The sequence below is a fragment of the Xanthobacter sp. ZOL 2024 genome (assembly GCF_052932325.1).
In genome coordinates, this window is sequence record NZ_CM128808.1 from 4077088 (window position 1) to 4102212 (window position 25125).

A 25125-nucleotide genomic window follows, 5' to 3' on the forward strand; every position below is an offset into this window, starting at 1 on the left:
CCCCATGTTCAATCGACGCGATCTCCTCCGCCTCGCCGCCGCCGGCGTCTCGCTAGCCACCATGCCCGTGGCCCGCGCCGCCGACGGCACGCCCGTGCGCGGCGGGCATCTGGTGAGCATCGTCGTGCCCGAGCCGCAAAACCTCGGCATCGCGGTTTCGAACCCCACCATCGTCATCGCGGCGAACATCTTCGATGGCCTTGTGACCTATGACGAGACCGGGACGCCCCAGCCCCGCCTCGCCGAGCGGTTCGAGCAATCCCCCGACGGTCTCACCCTCACCTTCCACCTGCGCCACGGCGTAACCTGGCACGATGGCGCGCCCTTCACCGCCGCCGACGTGAAATATTCCATCCTGGACGTGGTGAAGAAGACCCACCCGCGCGGGCGCGGCACCTATCAACATCTCGAGGACATCGAGACGCCGGACGATCACACGGTGGTGTTGAAGCTGGCGAAGCCCTCCCCGGTGATCTGGGCGGCGCTTTCGGCCAACGAAACCCAGATCTTCCCCAAGCATCTCTATGAAGGCACCGACCCACTCACCAATCCGTGGAACGTCAAGCCCATCGGCACCGGTGCCTTCATCTTTAAGGAGTGGGTGCGCGGCAGCCACATCACATTGGAGCGGAACCCCAATTATTGGGATGCCGGCAAGCCCTATCTCGATCGCATCACCTTCAAGGTGGTGCCCGATGCCGGCACCCGCGCCGCCGCGCTGGAGACCGGCGAGGTGCAGTACATTCCCCTGAGCCCGGTGCCCCTGTCCGATGTGGAGCGGCTGGCGAAGCGTGGTGACGTGGTGGTGGAAACGCGGGGCTGGGAGGCGGTGTCGCCGATCTTCTTCTTCGACTTCAACCTTCGCCGCAAGCCGTTCGACGACATCCGGGTGCGGCGCGCCATCGCCTATGCCATCGACCGGCGCGCCCTCGCCCGCAACGTCTGGTACGATTTCGCGGTGCCGGCCACGAGCCCGGTGCCGGCGAGCCAGAAGCAATTCTACGCGCCGGACCTGCCGCAATATGAATACGACCCCAAGAAGGCGGAGGCGCTGCTGGACGAGGCGGGGTTGAAGCGCGGCCCGGACGGCGTGCGCCTGCGCTTCACCCACCTCAACCATACCTATGGCGACGACTTCAAGCGCTCGGGCGAATTCATCCGCCAGCAGTTGAAGCGTGTCGGCGTCGAGGTGGAGCTCATCAATTACGACCTGCCCACCTTCCTGCGCAAAGCCTATACGGACTACGATTTCGACACGCTGAACGTGTTCTATGCCGCCTTCTCCGATCCTCAGCTCGGCGTGCAACGGCGCTTCTGGAGCCGCAACATCCAGCCCGGCTCGCCCTGGAGCAATGCTTCCGGCTATTCCAACCCGGAGTTCGACGCGGTGGTGGAAGAAGCCGCGGTGGAAGCGGACGTGGCCAAGCGCAAGGCGCTTCTGGCGCGCCTGCAGTTGATCGCCCAGACCGATATTCCCTCCATCTCCCTGCTGGAGCTGAAGCAGTTCCGCGTCTGGTCGAGCCGGCTGAAGGGCGTGGATGTGAGCCCGGTCGGCGTCTACGGCAGCCTCGGCTCCGCCTGGCTCGAACCGGTGCCGAGCACCAGGGGCTGAGCCCCCGTCGCGGGCGGGCCCGGCGGTTCAACCCAGCCGCCGGGCCTTGCACGCCCGGTGCCGCTTCGGAGCGCTTGCCCGCTTCATGACGACCGCACGGGCCCGAATGACAGCCCGCACGACTTCCACGCACCATCACCCAACCTTCGCCCATCTCTTTTGTGGCAACGCTCAAATTTTAATTGAGTTATTTTATCGATTTTATTAAATTAAGAGGATCGACACCTCAGCAGGGCGCTCCGCCCCGCCTCTGAGAGAGGATCCCTTGCCCCTGCATCCGTCCCAGCTTGCGTCCGCTGCCGCGGCCGTTTCCCCCTCCACCGCACCGCCGCTGGTGCTGGTGGATCTCAGCCGCCCGGCCCGGCCGAACCGGGCCCGCTCGGGCCTCACCAAGACTCTGCGCCTGCTGCTGCGCGCTTTGGTGCCGGCGGTGCTTCTAGTGGTGTGGCAGGGGGTGTGCGCGCTGCATCTGGTGAGCCCGGAAACCCTGCCCTCTCCGGCCGACATCATCGCCGCCTTCGCCGAGCTGATCCGCACCGGCGAGCTACAGAGCGCCATTCCCGCTTCCCTGGGGCGGGCGCTGGTGGGCCTGGCGCTGGGCGCCACCACCGGCCTCATCCTCGGCCTGTGCGCCGGCCTGTGGCGGCTCGGCGAGGAATTGTCCGACGCGGCGCTGCAGATGCTGCGCACCATCCCCTTCATCGCCATGATTCCGCTGTTCATCATCTGGTTCGGCATCGGCGAGCAGGCGAAGATCGCGCTCATCTTCGGCGCCACCATCTTCCCCGTCTATCTCAACACCTATGCCGGCGTGCGCGGCGTGGACGCCAAGCTGGTGGAGGCGGCGCAGGTGTTCGGCCTCTCGCCCCGGCTGATCGCGCAGCGGGTCATCATCCCCACCGCCCTGCCCTCCATCCTGGTAGGCCTGCGCTATGCCGCCGGCGTGGCACTGCTGGCGCTGGTGGCCGCCGAGCAGATCAACGCGCGCTCCGGCATCGGCTTCATCCTCATTAACGCCAACCAGAACCAGCGCACCGACATCATCATCGCCGGCATCATCGTCTACGCGCTGCTCGGCATTCTCATCGATCTCGCCATGCGCGTGGTGGAACGCCTCGCTCTGCCCTGGAGGCCCAGCCTTGTCCCTGCATAGCTCGTCCCTGCATCACCCCGCGCCGGTGCGCGCCACCTCCTACATCCCCGCTCCCGATCCGTTCGCGGATAACCCGGTGGCGGTCCATCTCGCCGGCGTGCGGCGGGTGTTCAACGGCCGCGCGGTGCTCGACGGCATCGATCTTGACGTGCGGCGCGGCGAGTTCATCTCCCTGCTCGGGCCCTCCGGCACCGGCAAGACCACCCTGCTGCGCATTCTCGCCGGGCTCGACGGCGCCGATGGCGGCCGGGTGCAGGTGGCCGCCGCCCGCTCGGTGGTGTTCCAGGAGCCGCGCCTCGTCCCCGCCAAACGGGTGTGGCAGAACGTGCTGCTCGGCGCGCCACAGACCGCCGCCACCCGCACCGCTGCCGCCCGGGCTTTGGAAGAGGTGGGCCTCGGCCGCCACACGGACGCCTGGCCGCGCACCCTCTCCGGCGGCGAGGCGCAGCGGGTGGCGCTGGCCCGGGCGCTGGCCCGCGAGCCTCACCTCCTGCTGCTGGACGAGCCGTTCGCCGCCCTCGATGCCCTCACCCGCATCCGCATGCATGATCTGGTCGCCCAGCTGTGGCGGCGCCATCTGCCGGCGGTGGTGCTCGTCACCCACGACGTGGACGAGGCCATCCTCCTGTCCGATCGGGTCATCGTGCTGGCCGGCGGCAAGGTGCGCTTCGACGCGCGGCTCGATCTCGCCCGCCCCCGCCAGCGCGGCGACGACGCCTTCGTGGCCCTGCGCGCCCGCCTGCTCGCCGAGCTGGGCGTCGCCCCCTCCATCCCCCACCACGCCTGACCCTCTTCTGCGGAGCCCTCACCGTGACCTTGCCCGTTCTATCCCGCCGCCTGATCCTCGCCGCCGGCCTCGTGTTGTCTGCCACCCCCGCCTTCGCGGCGGAGGAGAAAGTGAAGCTCTTGGTCGGCTACCAGGATCTCACCGTGCCCAGCACCGTAGAGGCGTCCAAGGTGCTGGAAGGCGCGCCCTATGAGGTGCAATGGGTGATCCTGCCCGGCCCGGCGGCGCAATTGTCGGCGCTCTATTCGAAGAATATCGATGTGGGTCATATGGGCGACACCTCGCTCATCATCGAGCAGGGCAAGGCCAAGGAAGACTGGGACCCGGCGCGGCCGCCGCTGCAGATCGTCGCCGGCTGGCGCGCCACCGATGCCAAATATCCGCCCATCGTCACCGTGGCCCGCGCGGATGCCGGCATCAATACTTTGGCGGACCTGCGCGGCAAGACCTGGGCCTATAATTTCGGCGGGTTCAACTATCTCCAATACGTTCTCTCCGGCATCAAGGCGGGGCTGACGCCGAAGGATTACGAGCCGGTGCAGCTCGGCGATCAGAACGCCTCGGCCGCCGCCTTCAACTCCGGCCGGGCGCAGGCCTATTCCGGCTCCATCGCCCCGGTGGCGGAAGGCATCGAGAGGGGCAGCGCCAAGGTCATCGTCACCAGCGACGCCCTCGACATTCCCGCCCTCAACGTCTTCACCGCCCGCGGCGATGTGCTCAAGGACCCGGCCAAGGCCGCCGCTCTGGCCGATTTCCTGGCCCGCGTGCGCAGCCATTGGACCTGGTATGCCAACAATCTCGATACGGTGGAAAAGCTCTATGTGGAGAAGGTGAAGCAGACGCCCACCCGCGCCAAGCTCACCACCGCCTATCAGAACGCCACCTTCCAGCCGCTGGATGACAAGCTGGTGGAACGTGAGCAGAAGATCGCCGACATCCTGTTCGAGGCCGGTGCGATCCCCAAGAAGATCGACGTCAGCGTCGAGTTCAACCGCGCCTTCAACACCGCCACGGTCGGCGGCAACTGAGTCGGGGCGCTCGTTCAACAGGAGGATCACGCCATGACTCTTTCGTCCCCGGCAATCCCTCTGCCGGCCGCCGACACCGCCGCGCTGGCGCGCCTCGCCGCCGAGGTGCGCCAGGATCTGGAGCGCATCGGCGAGACCGGGGCCGACTGGGTGCCCGCGCCCGACGGCATCGATCACAACGTGGTGGTGGTGGGCGCCGGGCAGAGCGGCCTTGCCATCGCCCTCGGCCTCAGGCGTGCCGGCATCGGCCGTGTGGAGGTGGTGGATCAGGCCCTGGCGGGAGCGGAAGGCATCTGGCGCGGCCCCGCCCGCATGAACGTGCTGCGCACCCCCAAGGTGCCGCCGGGCCCGGAGCTGGGATTGCCCAGCCTCTCATTCCAGGCCTGGTTCGAGGCCGCCTACGGCCGCGAGGCCTATGCCGCGCTGCCGGCGATCCCGCGCACCCTCTGGGCGGACTATATCGACTGGTTCCGCACCGCCGCCGACATCCCCGTCCGCAACGGCGTACGCCTGGAGCGGGTAGAGCCGCAGGCGGGGCACCTCAACCTCCATTTCAGTGCCGGCGAGGCGCCCTTCACCCACACCGCCCGCAAGCTGGTACTGGCCACCGGCATTGCCGGCTCCGGCGGCCCGTTCATTCCGGAGGTGGTGCGCCAAGGCCTGCCGGCCACCCTCTATGCCCACACGCACGCCTTCGATCCCGCCGCCCTCAAGGGCCGCACGGTGGCGATCCTGGGCTCGGCGGCCTCGGCGTTCGATGCGGCGGGCGCGACGTTGGAGGCCGGCGCACGGGCGGTGCACCTGTTCGCCCGCGGCGACGATCTCGCCCGCGGCTCGGCCATGAAACCTTTCTCCTTCTTCGGCGCCTGGGAGCATTTCTACGCGCTACCCGATGCCGACCGCTGGCAGGTGATGCGCCATTTCCGGCGGCGCGCCGCGTTCCCGCCGGTGCCCGCGGTGAAGCGAGCGACAGCCTTCGCCAATTTTCACATTCATCTTGACGCCGATTGGGGGCGCACCGCGCCCCACGACAGCGGCGTGCGCATCACGCTGCGCTCTGGCGAGACCTTCGATGCGGACCATGTGCTGCTCGGCACCGGGTATCTGGCCGATCCGCGCCTCACCCCCGCCTTCGCCGATTTCGCCACGGACATCGCCCGTTGGTCCGATGTGGTGCCGAGCGCCAGCACCGACGATGAGGCGCTCGCCGCCGCCCCCTATCTCGGCGCCGGTTTCGAGCTGGTGGCACGGCCGGGGCAGAACGCGCCGTTCATCGCCGACATCCATTTCATGGCCTTTTCGGCCATGACCTCCACCGGCCGGCCGGTGGGCGACATCGCCAGCCTGCGCCACAATGTGCCGCGCGTAGTGGCCGCCATCGGCCGCGATCTCTTCCTGAAGGATCGGGCGCTGCATCTCGGCCGGTTCCTGGCGCCCGTGGCGGACACCGATCTGCCGCGCGACGCCTATGCGGCCGCGCTGGCCGCGCCCGCGGAAGCGGCGGAATAAACCGGCCTGGGCGGAGCGAACCAGTCCCCGCCTGTTCCTTCGCCCACGCCAAAGCGGCGGGCCGGCCCCCAGGACCGGCCCGCCGTCTCATGTCAGCCCCACACCTTGAAGGAGACCGTGTCGTCGGCCTCGATCTGGCGCAGCAGGTCCACCTCCCAATCCAGATAGCGCTGGAACGCGGCATGACGGTCGCCGTCTTCCTGATAGGGGGAGCGCCAGACGTCATCGGCCGTGTGGAGCAGGCGCGAAAGGCTGCTTTCCAGCGGCAGACCCGCCGCCTGCCAGCCCAGCGTGCCGCCATCGAGCACCCACACCTCGCGGCCGGCGCCGGCGAGGTCCGCCACCGCCAGCGCCGCCAGCCGGCCATCGGCGGAGGTAAGCACCAGCGGACGCGGCGGCAGATCGGCGATGCCCACAGGAAGGCGGGAGCGGACGGCGAAATGCGCCCCGGGCACATGGCCGCGCTCGTAAGCCAGGCTGGAGTCGAGATCGAGCACCACCACCGCATCCTGCGCCAGCAATTGCTGCAGCCGCTCCGGGGTCAGCCGGGGCACCGTGGGCAGAGGCCCCAGCACCGGAGGGGCATCGGGCCCGCGGTCGAGGCCGGACGCCCGCGGATCGAGGGTGGTGACGAACACCTCGCCGATGCCGAGCTGGATCAGCCAGGACGCGGTGATGGCGGCGCGCACCCTGTCGGCATCGTCCACGAGCACGATGCGGGCATTGCGGGTGCCGATCCAGCGATCGGTGGCCTGCACCAATTGGCCGCCTTCCGCCCACCGGCTGTCGGGCAGGTGGCCCGCCTCATATTCCGCGCGGGTCCGCACATCCAGAAGGTAGAGGCTGCGGGCCTCCCGCTCCGCCGCCAGCCGAGCGAGGCCTGCGGCGTCCAAGTGGCGGATGCCGAAGCGCGCGGCAAGCCGCGCCACTGTGGCGCGTGCCTTCTCCAGGGCGTCGCCTTCAGGCGCCGGAGCGGGGCGCTGGGCGCCATGGGCGAGGCCATAACCCTCGAACAGCCAGGCCATGGTGCCGTTTTCCAGGGCCACCACCGGGTTGGGCAGGCCGGCATTGATGAGGGCCTGGGCGCCGATGATAGAGCGGGTGCGCCCAGCGCAATTGACCACCACGAGCGTGTCGTCGGAGCCGACCAGCCCATGCACGCGATAGGGCAGCTCGGCATTGGGCACCGCATGGGCGCCGGGAATGCTGAAGGCCTCGAACTCCTCCAGCGTGCGCCCGTCCAGCACCACCAGATCCTCGCCCCGGTCGATCCGGGCTTTCAGATCCCGCGCCGAGAGGTGCGGGGTGCCGTAAGCGTGCTCCACGAACTCGCCGAAGGCCTTGGAGAATACGTTGGCGCCGGTGTAGAGCGCACCGCCCGATTCGGCCCAGGCGGCGGTGCCCCCGTCGAGCACCGTGACATCCCGATAGCCGGCGGCCTGGAGCCAGTGGGCCGCCCGCGCCGCCAGCGTGCCCTCGCCGTCGTCCACCACCACCACCGGCGCATCGAAGCGCGGCAGCAGGGCGCCGGCGCGCAGCTCGATCTGGCTCAAGGGCAGCGGCACCGATTGCAGGATGTGGCCGGAGCCGGAGCGCACGCCCTCCTCCCGCACATCGACAACGGCGATCTCGCCCGATTCCAACAACAGCTGGCGCAAGGCCGCGGGAGTGATGCGCGCCACCACCTCGGCGCCGGACAGGCGGTCGGCAAAGGCGGATGGGTGGGTCGAAAAAGCAGCAGGGACGGCGCTCATAGCAGAAGCTCCTGTGGGGGATGGCGCATGGTCTTCGCTTCGATTTATTATTTCAATTGATTTTATTGACTAATGCAAAAGCGACTGCTTACCTAAGCCTCCGATCGCCGCCGCACCGGGTTGCCGCGCCCGGAGCCCGCATCGCCGGAGAGTGAAATGAACTTTGCCATGCCCCATGGACCTGGGACGACATCCGGGAGCGGAACCGGCGGTGGCGAGCAATTGCTCTGGTCGCGCCTGCGCCGCGAGGCGCGGCTGGCGGTGGACGAGGAGCCACTGCTGGCCGGCGTGCTGCAGGCCACGATCCTCGATCAACCCGATCTCGCCCACGCCTTCGCCTATCGGCTGGCCAACCGCCTCGGCGGCGGCGACCTGAGCCGGCTGGCGGTGCGCGACATCTTCGCCGCGGCGCTCGCGGCGCGGCCTTCCCTGCGCATCGCCTTCGCCGCCGATCTCGCCGCCATCTATGATCGCGACCCAACCTGCCGGCGCTATCTGGACCCCTTCCTCTACTACAAGGGCCTGGCGGCGCTCGAAGCCTACCGCATCGCCCATTGGCTCTGGGCGGATGGGCGAACAACCCTGGCCCTGCACTTCCAAAGCCGGATCTCGGAAGCGTTCCAGGCCGACATCCACCCCGCCGCCCGTATCGGCACCGGCGTGTTCATCGATCACGCCACCGCGGTGGTGATTGGCGAGACCGCCGTGGTCGCCGACGACGTGTCCATCCTCCAGTCGGTCACCCTCGGCGGCAACGGCAAGGACCGGGGCGACCGGCACCCCAAGATCGGCCGCGGCGTGCTGCTCTCCGTGGGCGCCAAGGTGCTCGGCAACATCCGCGTGGGCGAAGGCGCGCGGGTCGCTGCCGCCGCCGTGGTGCTGCACGACGTGCCCGATTTCGCCACTGTCGCCGGCGTGCCCGCCAAGGTGATCGGCCAGGCGCCCGCGACAGGCCCGTCCCAGTCCCCCGCCTTCACCATGGATCAGATGTTCGGCGACGGCATCTGATCCCCCAACGACCCAGCCACCACACAAGGCCCCATCATGAGCGCCCAAAGATTGAGTGTCAGCGCGGCCGCCGCCCGGAATCTGGCGACCGCGAGCGTAACCGTCGTCCAGAATTCAGAAAATACGCCGCGTTGGCTGCATCGCCTTCTGCCCTGGGTGGACGTCGCCGGCGGCGTCTATCGCGTCAACCGCCGTTCGGTGCTGGTGCCGAAGCCGGGCCGGGTGGCGGTGGCCGACACCGATGGCGCGACCCGCATCGTGCCGGAGAGCCTCGCCGCCATTCCCCTGCTGAGCGATCTCGACGCGGATGCCGCCCGCACCCTCGCCGCGGCCTTCACCGTGAGCCGCCACGGCGCCGGCGAGGTCATCGCCGCGCCTGCGGCAGATGGCCAGAAACTGCTGGTGGTGGCCGATGGCACCCTTGAATATTTCGTCACCGGCCCGTTCGGCGGCCTGTTGCGCCAGGGACTCGCCACCCGCGGCGACTATTTCGGCGATCATGCCCTGGTGGGTGAAAAGCGCCATGTGCCGGGCATCAAGGCCCTTTCCGACGTGACCCTGCTGAGCCTCGATGTGGCCACCCTCGCCGGCCTCAACGCGGTGCGCGATGCCATCGCCGCCACCGCCACCCGGCTGAAAGCCCTGGAGGCCGTGACCAACCCCTATGGCGAGCCGCGCATCAAGCTGCTCTCCGGCCACACCGGTGAGCCCGAGCTGCCCACCACCTTCGTGGATTATGAGGAGCGTCCGCGCGAATATCACCTCTCCACCATCCAGACCGTGCTGCACACCCACACCCGCATTACCGATCTTTATTCCAACGAGATCGACCAGCTGCGCGAGCAGATCCGCCTCACCGTGGATGCGGTGAAGGAGCGGGAGGAATGGGAGCTCATCAACAATCCCGATTTCGGCCTGCTGGCAGAGGTGGCGCCGCGCTTCCGCATTCCCACCCGTTCCGGCCCGCCGACCCCCGACGATCTCGATGAATTGCTGACCCTGGTGTGGAAGCGCCCCGCGTTCTTCGTGGCCCATCCGCGCACCATCGCCGCTTTCGGCCGCGAGGCGACCCGGCGCGGTGTGCCGCCGGTGGTCATCCATCTCTATGGCTCGCCGTTCCTGACCTGGCGCGGGGTGCCGCTGGTGCCCTCCGACAAGCTGCCCATCACCGTCGATCCCGCCAGCGGCATCGCCTCCTCCTCCATCCTGCTGCTGCGGGTGGGCGAGGCGGAACAGGGCGTGGTGGGGCTGCAGAAGGCCGGCGTCACCGGCGAGGTGGAGCCGGGCCTGTCGGTGCGCTATTCGGGCACCAACGAGCACTCCATCGCCTCCCACCTGGTCACCCGCTACTTCTCGGCGGCGGTGCTGATCGAGGATGCCATCGCCCGTCTCGATAACGTGCTCATCGGCCGCTACCATGACTACGCCTGAGGCCCCCGCGAACCGGTCCGGCGCCGCTGAGGCGCCGCTCACCGCCGATCCGTTCCACACCACCCTCATCACCCGCCTCGCCAACGCCCTCTACCGCGAGGGCGAAGGCGGACAGGCCGCCGGACCGCTCTGGGAAGATCAAAGTCTCCCCAGCACCCCGGATCTGCGCACGGCGGCGGTGCCCGGCGTCACCGGCCGGGTGCTGGCAACCGATCCATCGGCACACAGCCGCGATCACACGGCACCGGTGCATCCGGTGGCGGAGCCCTTGGCGCTGACGCCGGCGCCAACTCCACCGGTGCCGGCCTCACCGGCATCCTGGCGCCGGATCTCAGTGGTGGACACGCCGGCGGGCATCGGCCGCGATGATCCCTTCGCCACGCCCGATTTTTATTTCCTCACCCCCGGCACCTCGCGCACGGCGCCGGGCCGCGCAACCGCCGCCCGGGTCGGCCCCACGGGCACGCCGCTGGGCTTCGACCCTTACGTGGTGCGGCGGGATTTTCCCGCCCTCCACCAGAAGGTGAACGGGCACCCGCTGGTGTGGCTGGACAATGCCGCCACCACCCACAAGCCGCAGAGCGTCATCGACGCAACGTCGGATTTCTACGCCCACGACAATTCCAACATCCACCGCGCCGCCCACACCCTGGCGGCCCGCTCCACCGACCTGTTCGAAGGCGCGCGGGACAAGCTCGCCCGCTTCATCAACGCCGCCAGCGCACGGGAGATCATCTTCGTGCGCGGCACCACTGAGGCCATCAATCTGGTGGCCAACACCTTCGGCCGCAGCCAGATCGGCGCCGGCGACGAGATCATCGTCAGCGCCATCGAGCACCACGCCAATATCGTGCCCTGGCAGCTCCTGGCCCAGGCCACTGGCGCGGTGCTCAAGGTGGCGCCGGTGAACGACCGGGGCGAGATGATCCTGGAGCAGTTCGCCGCCCTGCTCACCGGCCGCACCAAGCTGGTGTCGGTGACCCACGTGGCCAATGCCCTGGGCACCGTGCTGCCGGTGGCGGAGATCATCGCCATCGCCCACGCCCATGGGGTTCCAGTGCTGCTGGATGCAGCCCAGTCCTCGCCCCACATGCCGCTCGACGTGCGGGCGCTCGACGCCGACTTCCTGGTTCTGTCCGGCCACAAGATCTTCGGCCCCACCGGCATCGGCATCCTCTACGGCAAGGCCGAGATCCTGGAAAATCTGCCGCCGTGGCAGGGCGGCGGGCACATGATCCGCGACGTCACCTTCGCCCGCACCGCATTCCAGGGGCTGCCCGAGCGGTTCGAGGCCGGCACGCCGGACATTGCCGGCGCGGTGGGTCTCGGGACGGCGGTGGATTATCTCCAAAGGACCGGCCTACCCGCCATTGCAGCCTATGAGCACGCGTTGCTTGACTATGCCACGGCGGGGCTTGAGGAGGTGCGCGGCCTCACCCTGATCGGCACCGCCCGCCACAAGGCGAGCGTGCTCTCCTTCGTGATCCGCGACAAGGATCCCCAAGACGTGGCAAAATTCCTTGATCGCCGCGGCATCGCCGTACGGTCGGGGCATCATTGCGCGCAGCCGGCCCTGCGCCGGTTCGGCGTGGAGGCGACGGTGCGTGCCTCCCTCGCTTTCTACAACACCCGCGAGGACGTGGATGCCCTGGTGGCGGGCCTCCACGCCTTGCCGAAGAGCTGAACAGGAGGCCCCATGGCCGAGATCATCTCCATCGCCGCATTGCGCAGCCGGCTTGAGAGCGAACCGGACCTCGTGCTCATCGACGTACGCACCCCGGCGGAATATGCGCAAGTGCATATTCCGCAAGCCTTGAGTGCTCCCCTCAGCGGGCTCGCCCCCGAGGCGCTGGCCGTGAGCGGCCGCGCCCCGCGCGACCGGCGCATCCATGTCATCTGCCGCACTCAGAACCGCTCGAAGCTCGGCGCCGCCGCCTTCGAGAAGGCCGGATTTCCCGACGTGACGGTGGTGGAAGGCGGTACGGCCGGCTGGGAGGCCGCCGGCTTTCCGGTGACGCGCGGCGCGGTGGCGGTGATTTCGCTGGAACGGCAAGTACGTATCGCCGCCGGCAGTTTGGTCGTTCTGGGCGTGCTGCTGGCCGTTCTGGTGCATCCCGCCTTCATTGTGCTGTCGGGCTTCGTCGGTGCCGGGCTGGTGTTCGCCGGCATCACCGATATCTGTGGTCTCGGCCTGCTGCTGGCCCGAGCACCGTGGAACCAGCGCGTGGAGAAGGCTTGATCGTCAATACTTTACACATTTCCGACCGGCCGTCTGACGGACCAATCCGGTGAGCTTTGCCGCAAATTCGCCGGGGTTTCTCCGCCGACTTTCCTTGACCCTGTAAGTCTGGCGTAAGCTGAGCCGACGACTTTCCACTCGACCTTCCAAGGCAGGATGAGTGGAGCGGATGTCTCAGCTGATCATCGAGCCCGGCGATGCCGAGCGGAGCGACGTCGAAGCGTTCATTCAGAACGTTTACCAGCGGCAATACGGGGCCCGGATCCAGGCTTTCGCCAGTCGTCTGATCTGCCGTTTCAGCCCCCGCGGCGACCTTCTGTGCGCCGCCGGATTGCGTCTTGCCGGGGATGGCTTTTTCTCCGAGCAATATCTCGGCGCGCCCATCGAGGCGCTGCTGACAGCCCGCGAGGGCCGAACGGTGCGGCGCGAGGAGGTGCTGGAAGTCACCACCCTCGCCGGTCGCTCGCCGCGAGACATCCGCCCCTTCGTCGACGACATCATCGGCTTCGGCGCCGACCACGGAATCGGCTGGGGCTTCTTCACCCTCACCCACCGCCTCAGCCTGCTGCTCGCCCACCGCGGCCTTGCCCCCATCCCCCTCGCCGAGGCCGACCCCGGCCGGGTGGCCGATGCCGCCACCTGGGGACGGTATTATGCCACGTCCCCGAAGGTCTACGCCGTGCGCGGGGCTCCGCTGCTGCGCAGCCGCGTTCCGACAAGCCGGGAGGCGGGGCATGCGGACCTTCTTTGAGCAGGTTCTCGCGAACGCCCATGCGGCGCCGGAGCGCCCCTTGTTCAGCGATGCGGCGGGCACCCTCACCCGCCGCGGGCTGCTGGTGGAGGCGGGGCGGCTCGCCGCTCAGTTTCCCGCATCGGCGCGGGTGGTGGGCCTTTTGCTGCCGAACGGGCGGGAATGGGCGGTGGCGGCGTTTGCCTGCCTGATGTCCGGCCGGATCGCCGTGCCGCTGCCGCCCTTCTTCAGCCCCGCCCAGCTGGCCCATGTGATCGGCGATGCGGGGATCGATCTGGTGCTGACCACCGCCGGCGCCCCGGCCCTGCCCGGCCTTCCCTGCCTGTCGGTCCGGCTAGGTGATGGCGAGGGGCCGTGGCCCAGCTATCGCGAGGGATTTGGCGCCATCATCTACACCTCCGGCTCCACCGGCCGCCCCAAGGGGGTGCGCCATGAGAGCGGCCAGCTCGGCTGGTCGGCGGCGGCGCTCGCCAGCGCCATCGGCGCCACGGCAGAGGATTCCTATCTTTCGGTGCTGCCGCTGGCCCTTTTGCTGGAAGCGCTGTGCGCCGTGCTGGTGCCGGCCCTGGTGGGCGGGCGGACGTATTTCGACACAGCGCTCGCCGATGCCGTGGGGCGCGGCCAGCCCACGGGCCTTGCCGCCACCTATGCCCGTCATCAGCCCACCGTCGGCGTGCTGGTGCCCGAGCTGCTGCGCCTGTGGGTGGGCGAGCTTGCCGCCACCGGCCGCAAGGCCCCCGAGAGCCTGCGCTTTGTCGCGGTGGGCGGCGCGCCGGTGCCGGCGGGAGTGGCGGCTGCCGCCTGGCAGCTGGGCATTCCGGTGCATGAGGGCTACGGCCTTTCGGAATGCTGCGCCGTGGTGGCCCTGAACCGGCCCGGTGCCCGGGTCGCGGGCACCGTGGGCGCGCCGCTGCCGGGGCTCGCGATCTCCCTCGCCGCCGATGGCGAAATCCTGGTGGACGGCCCCTCGGCGACCGATGGCTATCTCGGCGGCCCACCGGCGCGCCGCCCCTGGGCCACCGGTGATCTCGGCGTCTTCGATGACGCCGGCCGGCTGCGGGTGCTGGGCCGCAAGGACAATGTGATCGTCACCGTGCTGGGCCGCAACGTGAGTGCCGAATGGGTGGAGACCACCCTTCTGGACGATCCCGACATCGCCGCCTGCGCGGTGGTGGAGGCGCAGGGCGCGGTGGCGGCGCTGATCCTGCCCACGGCCCGGGCGGAAACCGCCCTCACCACGGACCCCGCCCGCCTCGTCGCCCAGGTAGCGGCGCGCTGCGCCGGCCTGCCGGCCTATGCGCGCCCGGTCCGGATCGAAGCCATGACCCGCGCCGAGGCCCTGGCGCTCCAGCTCCTCACCGGCAACGGCCGCATGCGCCGGCAGGCGGTGCGGGCCCATTTCGCCGCCGCCACATCCGCCGGCGCCGCCTGACCCCCATTCAAGACGAAAGGTCCCCCACGTGACCCAGACCACCCCAACCGCACATTCCTCAGTGCGCGCCTCGCGCTTCTATGAGCGCCTGACTCACGAGACCACCGCCGAGCGTGAGCGCTTCCTGGCCATTCCACTGGTGCAGCAGGCGCTGCGCAGCGGCGCCCCCAAGGTGCTCTATGTGGCGTTCCTCGCCGAGGCCTACCACCATGTGAAGCACACCTTTCCGCTGCTGGCCCTGGCCGCATCCCGCACCGGCGACGAGCGCTATCAGGATGCGCTGATGGCCTACATGCAGGAGGAGCGCGGCCACGAGAAATGGATTCTCGATGACATCCGCGCCATGGGGGGCGATGCGGACGCGGTGCGGCGCGGCACGCCCGGCGCCGCCTGCCGCATCATGGTGGCGTTCGCCTATCACGCCATTGAGCATGTGAGCCCCTATGCCATGCTCGGCAGCGTGCATGTGCTGGAAGGCATGTCGGTGCTGCTGGCCGACCGGCTGGCCGATACCCTCAAGCACAGTCTCGGCACAAAGGGTGAAGCCGGCTTCACCTATCTGCGCACCCACGGCAGCCTCGACCAGGACCATGTGGCCTTCTTCCGCAATCTGGCGGACGGCATCGACGCGGCCGCGACCCAGGACCTGATCATCGATCACGCCAAGCTGTTCTACCGGCTCTATGGCGACATCTTCCGCGATCTCGGCGCCGGCGCGGAGCTGCATCATGCCGCGTGAGACTCCCGCCGCACGGCACGTGCTCATCACCGGCGGCGGCTCCGGCATCGGTCGGGCGCTGGCCCGGGAGGCGGCGCGCCGCGGCTTCAAGGTGGCCCTGTGTGGCCGCCGGGCCAAGGCCTTGGCGGAAACCGCCGCCGGCCTGCCCGCGTCCGCCGAGCCGCTCATCATTCCCTGCGATCTCACCTCCCCCGCCGATCGCCAGAAGCTGGTGGCGCGGCTCGGCGCCGCCTGGCCGGGGCTCGATGTCCTCATCAACAATGCGGGCGTGGTGGAGGGCGGCGATGTCTCGGCCCTCGATGACGCGGCGCTGGAAGCCACCTTCCGCACCAATGTGGTGGCGCCCATGGCGCTGACGCGGGACCTGCTGCCGCTTCTGGAAGCCGCCCGCCCGTCGCGGGTGGTGAATGTGGGCTCGGTGTTCGGCGACATCGCCTATCCCGGCTTTGCCGCCTATTCCGCCTCCAAATTCGCCTTGCGCGGCTTCTCCAGCGCCTTGCGGCGGGAATGGGCGGGGCGGGGCATCGGCGTCACCTATGTGGCACCGCGGGCCACCCGCACCGCGGCCGCGTCGGCCTTCGACGACCTCATCGCCACAACCGGCATGGCCCTCGATGCTCCGGAAGCGGTGGCCGGCCACATCTGGCGCGCCATCGCGGCGAGCCGCGACAGCGCCTATCCCGCTGGGCCCGAGCGGCTGTTCGTGCTGGTGCAGCGCCTCGCCCCCAAGCTCATCGACCGCGCCCTGACGCGCACCACCACACGGGCCGCCTGAAGGCGCCTTCCCCCTCTCGCGCCCTGCCGGGCGCCCCCATTCAAAAAGGACACCCCATGCGCCACTCCCCCAAGCTGCTGCTGCGCGCCGCATTGCTCGCCACCGTCGCGCTGGCGGCGAGCCCCCTCGCTTGGTCGCCCGTAGCTTTTGCAGCCCCGCCTGCCGGCACCGAAGATGCCCTCGCCGCCCAGGTGCGGCAGATGCAGATCAAATGGGAAACCATCAAGTTCACGGTGCCGGAAGGCGACCGCCAGACCGAACAGATGAACGCTCTGGGCGCCGAAGCGGACACCATGGCGGAGAAGAATCCAGATCGGGTGGAAGCGCTGATCTGGGATGGCATCATCACCTCGGAGCGGGCCTCCATGGTCAACCCCATCTCCGCTTTGTCGCTGGCGACGCGGGCCCGCGACACTCTGGAGAAGGCCTATCGCATGAGTCCCACCGCCCTTGATGGCGGCGCGCCCACCAGCCTTGGCGTGCTCTATTATCGGGTGCCCGGCTTCCCGGTGGCATTCGGCGACAAGAAGAAGGCCCGGCACCTGTTGGAACAGGCCACCGCCGCCGCGCCCAACGGCCTCGACGCCTGGTATTTCTATGGCGACTTCCTGATGGACCAGGGCGAATACGCCAAGGCTCACGAGGCCTTCACCCATGCGCTGGCCATCGCACCCAACCCGCAGCGCCCGTTGTGGGACAAGAACCGCCGCCTGGTGATCCAGGAGAAGCTCGAAAAGATCCAGGCCAAGATGTGATGAGTGCCGTGACCGAAACATCCCCCGCGGCCGAGCGGCGGCTGTGGCATCGGCTCGGGTGCCAGCTCGCCCATCCCGAGGGCACCACGGGCCGGGTGATGGGCCACCTGATGGCGCGCCTGAACCGGGAGCCCAACCGCCACGCCATCAAGGCGCTGCGCCTGGAGCCGGATGATGACGTGCTGGAAGTGGGCTTTGGCCCTGGCGAGGCCCTGGCGCAGATCGCTCGCCGGGTCACGCGGGGCCGCATCTGCGGCCTCGATGGCTCGCCCACCATGCTGGAGCAGGCCGGGCACCGCAACGCCAGGATGATCGACGCCGGCCGCATGGAGCTGCGCTGCGGCGACATGCGCCGCCTGCCCTGGGCCGATGCCAGCTTCAGCAAGCTGCTGGCGGTGAATGTGGCCTATTTCTTCGATCCGGAAGGGTTGGCGGCGGCCGAGCTGCATCGGGTGCTGCGCCCCGGCGGCCTCCTCGCCCTTTACGTGACGGAGCGGGCCACCATGGCCCATTGGCCGTTCGCCGGGCCGGACACCCACACCACCTATGACGGCGCGGACCTCGAACGGGTGCTGCGCGCCAGCGGCTTTCGCGCGCAAAACCTCCAGGTGCGCCCCCTGGCGCTGCCCTTCGGCATCGCCGGCCTCGTCGTCACCGCAGCGGCCTGAGCGTCCATCGGACGGGCCCCGCCTTCCCCCGCTTCCGCCGTGCCCCCGCCGCGGCGAGAGGCGCGCCGCTCCCCGTCAGCCCGCGCTGACGGCGGGCGGCGCGAGGGGCGGAAAGCGCATTTCCGCACTGCCCCCACCCCTCTCCCCATTGGACAGGACCAGTTCGCCCCCATGCACCAGCATGGTGCGCTCGACGATGGCAAGGCCGAGACCCACACCTTCCCGCCGATCACTGCGCACCAGCCCGCGCCGGCGATGCTCCGCATCCAGCACATCGGCGGGAAAGCCGGGGCCTTGATCGACAACGCGGATCGCGGGGGTATCGGTGACGACCACTAAGATCAGGCCACCCTCCGGCGAATGCTCCAGCGCATTGTCGATGAGATTGCGCAGGGCACGGAACACATCGTCGCGGCCGCCCGCCACCAGCACCGGCACCGGGCCGGCCTCCACCTCGATCAGGCGATGGCGGGCGATGATCTGCGGCGCCAGGAACGCGGCGGCCTCGCGCGCGGCGACGGCCAGATCCACCACATCCCCCGGCTCGATGCGGAAGCGGCCGAGCCGGACCCGATCCAGAAGCTGCTCCACCAGCCGCTCCATGCCCGCCAGCTCCCGCTCCAGCACCCGCGCGAACGGTGCATCGGTGGCGGCGAGCTGCGCCTTCATCACCGCTAGCGGGGTGCGGAGCTCATGGGCCATGTCACCGACGAATTCTTCCTGCGCGCGGTAGCCCTCCCGCAGCCGGCCCAGCGCCTGGTTCACCGCCCGCACCAGGGCCAGTACGTCATCCGGCAGGCCCTGCTCGCTCAGGGTCACCGAGACCCCGCCGGGCTGGATCCGCTCCGCCTGTTGGGCCGTCTGCGCCAATGGTCGCAAGGCGATGCGCGCCACCAGGAGGTTGGTGCCGAGCATGATCAGCATGAAGGGAATCCACAGCCAGGCGATGTCCTGCAGAAACTCCTCCAGCACCGAATCGAACACCACGTCGCTGCTGGGGAACACCACCTGCACATAGGCCGGGGGCTGCAAGCCCGGCACCTGGAGCGACAGCCCATAGAGCGCCTCGGCCGAACCGCCCTGGGGCAGCTCGAAATAGCGCTCCGCCTCATCGGCCACCGGCACCAGCGCATCCTTCATGTCCGGCGAGCCGGCGATGCGCTCGCCGGAGGCACCGAGGACGATGAAATGCCCCCCTTCCTGGGCGATGCGATGCACGGTGGAGGTGCGGATGGGGCCGAAGGTGCCGGTGGCGTCCGGCCGCACATCCTTGGCGATGCTCATGGCGAAGGAATGCAAGGTGCCTTCCCGGAACCGCGTGTTGATGGCATCGAAGCGCACATAGAGGAACAGGGCGGCGACGCACACCGCCAGCACGCTCACCACCACCATGCCCAGCATGAGCCGGCCGAACAGGCCGCGGACCGCCCGCCTCACGGCGCGATCCTCGCCAAGAGATAGCCGATGCCGCGCAGGGTGTGGATCTCCACATCAGCCCCCACGCCCGACAATTTCTTGCGCAGGCGGTGGATCAGCACCTCGATGGCATTGGAGCTCACCTCCTCGCCATGTCCGTACAGCGCCTCCTCCAGCGCCGCCTTGGAGACCACCACGCCGCTGCGGCGCAGCAGCAGCTCCAGCGCGCCCACCTCGCGCCGGCTGAGATCGAGGCCCGTGCCGGCCACCGTGGCGCGGCGGGCGGCGGTGTCGAGCTCCACATTGCCGTCCTTGAGGGCAAGGCCGGCCGGCGCCCCCGGCCGGCGCAGCAACGCCCTGAGCCGCGCCACCAGCTCATCCATGTTGAAGGGCTTGCGCATGTAGTCGTCGGCGCCGCCATTGAGGCCGGCGATGACGGAAGCGGCATCATCGCGGGCGGTCAGCACCAGAACCGGCGTGCCGAGCCCGCGGCGGCGGATGAGGGCCAGCACCTCCATGCCGTCGAGGTCGGGCAGGCCGAGGTCGAGGATGATGGCATCGTAGCCCGTGGCCCGCAGCGCCACCTCCGCATCCCCCGCCGCGCCCACCGGGTCCACCGCGAATCCGGCGGCGCGCAGGGCGCTGGTGGTGAGCGCATTGAGGCGCGTGTTGTCTTCAACGAGCAGAATGCGCATGGGCCGCCCCGCACAGGAGCGGCCACTTAAGGCACCAATTATGGCGCAAAAGCCAGCCATGGCGCTCCTGTGCGCCTTCTGTTGTCAGGCGTCGCCGCTCTCACTATAGATCGCAGCGGATGAGACGGGCGCGACCCTGTCGCGCGAAGCAGGCTGGAAACCATGGTGGCACGCATCTACAAGCCGACCCGCAATGCCATGCAGTCGGGCGTGGCGAAGACCAAGCATTGGGTGCTCGAGTTCGAGCCCGAGCAGCCGCGGACCGTGGAGCCGCTGATGGGCTACACCTCCTCCGGCGACATGCGCAGCCAGCTGCGCCTCTCGTTCGAGAGCAAGGAAGAGGCGATCGCCTACGCCGAGCGCGAAGGCATTCCCTACCAGGTGTTCGAGCCCCACGAGACGAGCCGCAAGAAGATCGCCTATTCGGACAATTTCGCGTTCCGCCGCATGGGCGCCTGGACCCACTGAGCGGCAGCCTCGCCTCCGGCCCCGTAGCTCAGCTGGATAGAGCAAGTGCCTTCTAAGCACTAGGTCGCAGGTTCGAGCCCTGCCGGGGTCGCCATCATTCGCGGGCGGTCATAGTGGCCTGTGACCGCGCGCTGCGAGCTTCCTGCGCACAGACGCCCCGGAATCGCGCGAGGCGTAGGCGTGGTTCTCGTCGTCTGGCGGCCGCGAGCCAGGACTCAGCCGATGCCGCCCCCGGTCGAGCAAGCCGCTGGCGGTTACCGGATGGCGTGCCTCGCGAGCCGAAAGGCCCACATTCCTTGCCGCAGAAAGCCTCTTCGGCTCTTGGCCTCCTTCTTGGCTTCTTGGACCATTTGGTGAGACGGTTCCGAGACTGCCGATGGCCCGATGAAGGGCGAGGCAGACGCGCCCCAATAGACAGGCTGGACAGCACCATGCCAGCATAATGTGTGAGTTGAGGGCACGACATGAAGACCATGCTTTTGGCGATGGCTGCCGGCGAACCCCGCCCTCCGGCGCGCGGCGGGGACGCACCACAACATTCTCCCTTTGGGCAGCGATCGCCCTCGGCACCGATAGCCCAGCCATGATACACGCGGCCGCGCCAGCGGCGTTCGCCAGGGGACAGGTACGCGCATCGCGCTATTCCCTGGGCACCAGCTCGCCGCCCGATGCGCGCCCCTTCGCCCACGTGAGCCCCTCGCCTGGAGGCCCCTGTGGACCGGTCACCGGATCCTGACACTGTGCTCAAGCCGACACACCACCGAGCTGATCGCCCCAACCGCGCGCTTGTGGCGCACCATTTACGGTTGATTGAGACGACATGGCGAGCCTCTCATCATGAGAACAGATAATGGCAACGAGGGCACCGCGCCCGCCACACCGCGCAGCCAGCCATTCGGAGAGACCTGATTTCTTGACCTGGAGCGGATCGACACCCATCAGAGTCTAAGGTGAAATAATGACGCTTATATTTGATGGCGACGACATTTCGGCCTCTTTTATCGACAGAGGCAGCGACACAGTTGTTTTTAGTTTTTCCGGATACAAGGCCCACGAACAAAAAGACGCTCGTTACGGATACTCCGCCCTGGGAAAATATGGCATATCGGCTGTATTCTTCGTGGCCAAGAAGGACCATTGGTGGCAAACGCCCGAGATGGAGCCTGCCATTGCCGCGGCAATAGACGCCACCCGTGGGTTCACAAAGCGCTTCACGTTTGGACAGAGCATGGGTGGCTTTGGCGCGGTCATGTTCGCGAAGCGACTTGGAAGCAGCTATTTCGCGACAGCGCCGCAACTCACCGTTTCTGAAAACACCGCACCGCTGCATCCCGTTTGGGCGGACTGTATCGCGAGGCAGGATATCGTTTACGACGACATCAAAGGCGAAGCGAGTGCAAGCTCAGGACTAATTATTTTTGACCCAAGGGACCGGCGCGACGCCTGCCATGCCGCCCTTTTAGACGACGTGAACGGAACTCACAACACGCTGGCATGCCCCTTTTCTTCACACTATATTCCGAAGTCGTTACTTGAGATGGGCCTCCTGTCAGATATAACGGAAAAAATATTTAGAGACGAGCTCACCGTCACGAAAGCTCGGAAGGCGATTAGAGATAACCGCCTTCACTCTGAGACATATTTTTATAATATATTGCAAAATATTGAAAAGCGCAGGACACATGGCGCACTCAATGCATTTTACAGGTATGTATTCCATAAATCGTTACATATTGACACATCTCTTCTTCAAAAAAGCCATATCAGATCGTTTATATATTCAAAGGCAGTGTCGTCCATTTGGCCACTTGGAGCGCAAGAGACACCCGGCATTGTCTCTTTCATTCCGTACCACGATATATTGCATATGCCAGGCCGCACCTCCGGTTACATATCGATTGGATCGGATCCACAATTCATGGTGCGCACAAAAGACCGGGGCCGACTTGTCATCAACTGGCTATCGTCGGAGTCTGGAATCGCGCAGATTTTCTGGACGCAGGCGGCTCTCGGCGTCGAACGCTTTCAGCAATCTCACGTCACTTCATTCAAAGTGACACCTGGGATAAATTCTATAGAATTTAACATGATAAACCACAAAGCAGATTGTTTACTTAGATTCGATCCTCTCAACAGAGAAGCGATCATTGAAATCGAGAGCCTGGCGGTTCTGGCATAGCAATCTGCCATGCAAACGCAGAACGGCGCGTCGATTCGCCGGGGGCCGATTTCGTCTGCGGCGCGACATCTTATCTTGCGGCCCGCAGAAAAGGACCATCCAACGGCGGATTGAACCGGTGATTCGCGCCTCGCGACAGCGCCTGATGCACCTTCGGTTCAGCGCCGCGGGAAAGCGTGACCGGAGACACCGCTCACGGCTGGCGCTTCAAAGATGGCCAGAACATCCACTTGGATCGCGCAGCTACCCCCCACAATGGAGGTCTGCACGCTTGCCAAAAGGAGCCCACACGACACGGCGGCTCGGCATCGCCATGATCGCGCCGGCGGGGTCCTCGGGTAATCGAGGCTACCGAGCGGGGGCGCCGAGATGTCGCGACGACGGTCCTGGGCCTATTTGGCGCGAGAGCGGACATTGCCGCCCCGCCCAATCGGCGTCTAGAGCGCCATGGTCGCCTTCATTCTGAACTCGTCGCTCAACGCGTCTGCCGGCATCAGGAACGTGATCGGCGCACATCGCGGATGCACGAGCGCGTAAGCCCGTTCCCCCAATCGGCGGCGACCGCGTCCGAACGATGGTACGATCTCAGCGTGCCGTCGGTCTCTTTGGGTCTGCGCAGGACAGCGCGGCAAGTCCCGCCCCTATTTGGCACGAGAAAACCATGTTGATCCTCCGACCATCCCGTTGCGGTTCAGGCAGACCCCGCAATTGACCCAGGACCGCCGCTCGTGAAATGGCCGCGGCGAACTTGGGGCTGTCCGAGCCGGGGCGCGCCAGACCGGTGGCTTCCCACACGGCCGCGGTGTGGCCGACGTCACGCGGAGACCTCAGAGCCCGGCCGGCCTGCTGCTCACCACGGTGCGGATGGCGAAGGACGACTGGATGCGTGCCACGCCCGGCAGGCGGGAGAGCACCTCCTTGTGCAGCCGTTCGTAATCAGCCGCGTTGCGAACCTCGATCTTCAGCAGATAGTCGGCCATTCCGGTCATCAGATAGCAGTCCGTCACCTCCGGGCAGCGCCGGGCCGCCGCCTCGAAGCGGTTCAGGAACTCCTCGGTCTGCCGATCGAGGGTGATCTGGGTGAGCACCACCAGCCGGTCATCGGGCCCCGGCCGGCTGATCAGCGCCGTGTAGCCGCGAATGACGCCGGACCGCTCCAGCTGCCGCATGCGCCGCAGGCACGCCGAGGGCGACAGGCCGACCGCCGCCGCCAGATCCGCATTGGAGATCCGCCCATCGCCACGCAAAACCTGAAGAATGCGCGTGTCCACGTCGTCGAGACTGGTCATGGCAGAATCTTTCGCTGCAGCGCAGAAAATTGCAGCTCATGGTGCGCTTGAGCAGATAGTGGCAGCGATTCGCCGGAAATGTCTTCGCCACAGACGTACACTTGTCCTTGTCCCGGAGGCAGAGGGCCGAGGGCGGGAGGCGGACATGCGCATTCTCATTCTCGGAAGCGGCGTGGTGGGGGTGGCCTCGGCCTATTATCTCGCCAAGGCCGGCCATCAGGTCACGGTGCTCGATCGTCAGCCCGGCGCCGGGCTGGAAACGTCGTTCGCCAATGCGGGCCAGGTGTCCCCCGGCTATTCGGCGCCGTGGGCCGGCCCCGGCATTCCGCTCAAGGCCGTCAAGTGGCTGATGATGCATCACCGGCCACTGGTGGTGTGGCCGAGCCTTGATCCCAAGCTCTATTTCTGGCTCGCCAGCATGCTGGCCAATTGCACCGAAGAGGCTTACCGCCGCAACAAGGCGCGCATGGTGCGCCTGGCCGAGTTCAGCCGCGACGCGCTCAAGGCGCTGCGGGCGGAAACCGGCATCACCTATGACGACCGCGCCAAGGGCACCCTGCAGTTGTTCCGCACCCAGAAGCAGCTGGACCACGTGGGTGCCGACACGGTGGTGCTCGATGCCCACGCCGTGGCCTATGAGGTGCTCGATCGGGCCGGCTGCATCGCCGCGGAACCGGCCTTGGCCCGGGTGAAGGAGAAGTTCGTGGGTGGCCTGCGGCTGCCCGGCGACGAGACCGGCGATGCCCACCTCTTCACCCAGCGGCTGGCAGCGCTGGCCGCCGGCATGGGCGTCACCTTCCGCTATGGCCAGACCATCGAGGCCCTACGGCACGAGGGCGGGCGCATCACCGGCGTAACCCTGAAGGGGGGCGAGGTGGCCACCGCCGACCTCTATGTGGTGGCCATGGGCAGCTATTCCCCGGCGCTGGTGGCGCCGCTGGGCATCCGCCTGCCCATCTATCCGGTGAAGGGCTATTCGCTCACCTTGCCCATCACCGATCCGCAGGCCGCGCCCGAATCCACGGTGATGGACGAAACCTACAAGGTGGCCATCACCCGGCTCGGTGATCGGATCCGCGTGGGTGGCACCGCCGAGCTGGCGGGCTTCGACCTGCGGCTGCGGGACCCGCGCCGGCAGACCCTGGCCTTCTCCGTGAGTGATCTGTTCCCCGATGGCGGCGATCTCGACAAGGCCAGCTTCTGGACCGGCCTGCGGCCCATGACCCCCGATGGCACCCCCATCGTCGGCCCCACCCCCTTTGCCAACCTGTTCACCAACACCGGCCATGGCACTCTGGGCTGGACCATGGCCTGCGGCTCTGGAAAGGTGCTGGCCGATCTCATCGGCGGGGGCGCGCCGGATATCGCCGCCGACGATTTCGCCTTGTCGCGCTACGCGGCCGCCGCCTGAGCGGGCACCGCCCGGTCAAGTCCGCC

General features: G+C 67.8%; 22 protein-coding genes and 1 tRNA gene. 19 read left to right on the forward strand and 4 right to left on the reverse strand.

From position 1 onward, the window contains the following. Positions 1 to 4 precede the first annotated feature (4 nt). The 5 genes from ACU4E7_RS18680 to ACU4E7_RS18700 all read left to right on the forward strand — a co-directional run bounded on the left by ACU4E7_RS18680 (position 5) and on the right by ACU4E7_RS18700 (position 6089). Positions 5 to 1612 carry an ABC transporter substrate-binding protein gene (locus tag ACU4E7_RS18680; protein WP_447019781.1) on the forward strand — a complete coding sequence of 536 codons (1608 nt, stop codon included), beginning with the start codon at positions 5 to 7 and terminating at the stop codon, positions 1610 to 1612. A gap of 265 nt (positions 1613 to 1877) precedes the next feature. Then, positions 1878 to 2765: an ABC transporter permease gene (locus ACU4E7_RS18685; protein WP_238122514.1), complete on the forward strand. Its 888-nt coding sequence runs from the start codon at positions 1878 to 1880 to the stop codon at positions 2763 to 2765. Between the two features lie 43 nt (positions 2766 to 2808). Continuing rightward, positions 2809 to 3552 carry an ABC transporter ATP-binding protein gene (locus ACU4E7_RS18690; protein ID WP_443267083.1) on the forward strand — a complete coding sequence of 248 codons (744 nt, stop codon included), beginning with the start codon at positions 2809 to 2811 and terminating at the stop codon, positions 3550 to 3552. 23 nt (positions 3553 to 3575) lie between these two features. After that, on the forward strand, positions 3576 to 4580 hold the full coding sequence (locus ACU4E7_RS18695) for a PhnD/SsuA/transferrin family substrate-binding protein (protein ID WP_238122513.1): 1005 nt from the start codon (positions 3576 to 3578) through the stop codon (positions 4578 to 4580). 33 nt (positions 4581 to 4613) lie between these two features. Beyond that, on the forward strand, positions 4614 to 6089 hold the full coding sequence (locus ACU4E7_RS18700) for an FAD/NAD(P)-binding protein (protein WP_447019782.1): 1476 nt from the start codon (positions 4614 to 4616) through the stop codon (positions 6087 to 6089). Between the two features lie 92 nt (positions 6090 to 6181). On the opposite strand, the gene ACU4E7_RS18705 is transcribed toward ACU4E7_RS18700, so the two are convergent. Continuing rightward, on the reverse strand, positions 6182 to 7843 hold the full coding sequence (locus tag ACU4E7_RS18705; RefSeq protein ID WP_447019783.1) for a rhodanese-like domain-containing protein: 1662 nt from the start codon (positions 7841 to 7843) through the stop codon (positions 6182 to 6184). 168 nt (positions 7844 to 8011) lie between these two features. Here ACU4E7_RS18705 and cysE point away from each other — a divergent pair, with 168 nt between their 5' ends. From cysE to ACU4E7_RS18755, 10 genes are all read left to right on the forward strand, one after another. Then, positions 8012 to 8851, forward strand: coding sequence for a serine O-acetyltransferase (gene cysE / locus ACU4E7_RS18710; RefSeq protein WP_447021667.1), 840 nt, complete (start codon positions 8012 to 8014; stop codon positions 8849 to 8851). A gap of 36 nt (positions 8852 to 8887) precedes the next feature. Then, a complete protein-coding gene (locus tag ACU4E7_RS18715; protein ID WP_447019784.1) occupies positions 8888 to 10282 on the forward strand; it encodes a family 2B encapsulin nanocompartment shell protein in 1395 nt (464 codons plus the stop codon). Next, positions 10269 to 11966 (forward strand): SufS family cysteine desulfurase, encoded by a 1698-nt coding sequence (locus ACU4E7_RS18720; protein ID WP_447019785.1) that lies wholly within the window; start codon positions 10269 to 10271, stop codon positions 11964 to 11966. Before ACU4E7_RS18715 ends, ACU4E7_RS18720 begins: the two co-directional genes overlap by 14 nt. Positions 11967 to 11978: 12 nt before the next feature. Further along, positions 11979 to 12521 (forward strand): rhodanese-like domain-containing protein, encoded by a 543-nt coding sequence (locus ACU4E7_RS18725; protein WP_447019786.1) that lies wholly within the window; start codon positions 11979 to 11981, stop codon positions 12519 to 12521. 169 nt (positions 12522 to 12690) lie between these two features. After that, complete coding sequence (locus ACU4E7_RS18730; protein ID WP_447019787.1) at positions 12691 to 13272, forward strand: thermostable hemolysin; 582 nt, start codon at positions 12691 to 12693, stop codon at positions 13270 to 13272. Then, a complete protein-coding gene (locus ACU4E7_RS18735) occupies positions 13256 to 14704 on the forward strand; it encodes an AMP-binding protein (RefSeq protein ID WP_447019788.1) in 1449 nt (482 codons plus the stop codon). Before ACU4E7_RS18730 ends, ACU4E7_RS18735 begins: the two co-directional genes overlap by 17 nt. Positions 14705 to 14732: 28 nt before the next feature. After that, positions 14733 to 15443, forward strand: a complete 711-nt coding sequence (locus tag ACU4E7_RS18740; protein WP_447019789.1) for a TenA family transcriptional regulator — start codon at positions 14733 to 14735, stop codon at positions 15441 to 15443. Then, positions 15433 to 16218: an SDR family NAD(P)-dependent oxidoreductase gene (locus ACU4E7_RS18745; RefSeq protein ID WP_447019790.1), complete on the forward strand. Its 786-nt coding sequence runs from the start codon at positions 15433 to 15435 to the stop codon at positions 16216 to 16218. The genes ACU4E7_RS18740 and ACU4E7_RS18745 overlap by 11 nt, the downstream gene beginning before the upstream one ends. A 56-nt stretch (positions 16219 to 16274) precedes the next feature. Continuing rightward, entirely contained in the window at positions 16275 to 16973 is a 699-nt protein-coding gene (locus ACU4E7_RS18750; RefSeq protein ID WP_447019791.1) for a tetratricopeptide repeat protein, read from the forward strand. Continuing rightward, a complete protein-coding gene (locus ACU4E7_RS18755; protein ID WP_447019792.1) occupies positions 16973 to 17641 on the forward strand; it encodes a class I SAM-dependent methyltransferase in 669 nt (222 codons plus the stop codon). Before ACU4E7_RS18750 ends, ACU4E7_RS18755 begins: the two co-directional genes overlap by 1 nt. A gap of 75 nt (positions 17642 to 17716) precedes the next feature. Here ACU4E7_RS18755 and ACU4E7_RS18760 read toward each other — a convergent pair whose 3' ends face one another. Then, entirely contained in the window at positions 17717 to 19078 is a 1362-nt protein-coding gene (locus ACU4E7_RS18760) for a HAMP domain-containing sensor histidine kinase (protein ID WP_447019793.1), read from the reverse strand. Next, positions 19075 to 19752, reverse strand: a complete 678-nt coding sequence (locus ACU4E7_RS18765) for a response regulator transcription factor (protein WP_447019794.1) — start codon at positions 19750 to 19752, stop codon at positions 19075 to 19077. The genes ACU4E7_RS18760 and ACU4E7_RS18765 overlap by 4 nt, the downstream gene beginning before the upstream one ends. A gap of 162 nt (positions 19753 to 19914) precedes the next feature. Here ACU4E7_RS18765 and ACU4E7_RS18770 point away from each other — a divergent pair, with 162 nt between their 5' ends. From ACU4E7_RS18770 to ACU4E7_RS18780, 3 genes are all read left to right on the forward strand, one after another. After that, a complete protein-coding gene (locus tag ACU4E7_RS18770) occupies positions 19915 to 20220 on the forward strand; it encodes an ETC complex I subunit (protein WP_238122499.1) in 306 nt (101 codons plus the stop codon). A gap of 17 nt (positions 20221 to 20237) precedes the next feature. Further along, a tRNA-Arg gene (locus tag ACU4E7_RS18775) sits at positions 20238 to 20314 on the forward strand. Between the two features lie 864 nt (positions 20315 to 21178). Then, complete coding sequence (locus tag ACU4E7_RS18780; RefSeq protein WP_447019795.1) at positions 21179 to 22399, forward strand: hypothetical protein; 1221 nt, start codon at positions 21179 to 21181, stop codon at positions 22397 to 22399. An 827-nt stretch (positions 22400 to 23226) separates the two neighbouring features. Here ACU4E7_RS18780 and ACU4E7_RS18785 read toward each other — a convergent pair. Further along, a complete protein-coding gene (locus ACU4E7_RS18785; protein ID WP_447019796.1) occupies positions 23227 to 23688 on the reverse strand; it encodes an Lrp/AsnC family transcriptional regulator in 462 nt (153 codons plus the stop codon). 145 nt (positions 23689 to 23833) lie between these two features. On the opposite strand from ACU4E7_RS18785, the gene ACU4E7_RS18790 reads away from it, so the two are divergent. Beyond that, positions 23834 to 25099, forward strand: a complete 1266-nt coding sequence (locus ACU4E7_RS18790; RefSeq protein ID WP_447019797.1) for a D-amino acid dehydrogenase — start codon at positions 23834 to 23836, stop codon at positions 25097 to 25099. Positions 25100 to 25125 lie beyond the last annotated feature (26 nt).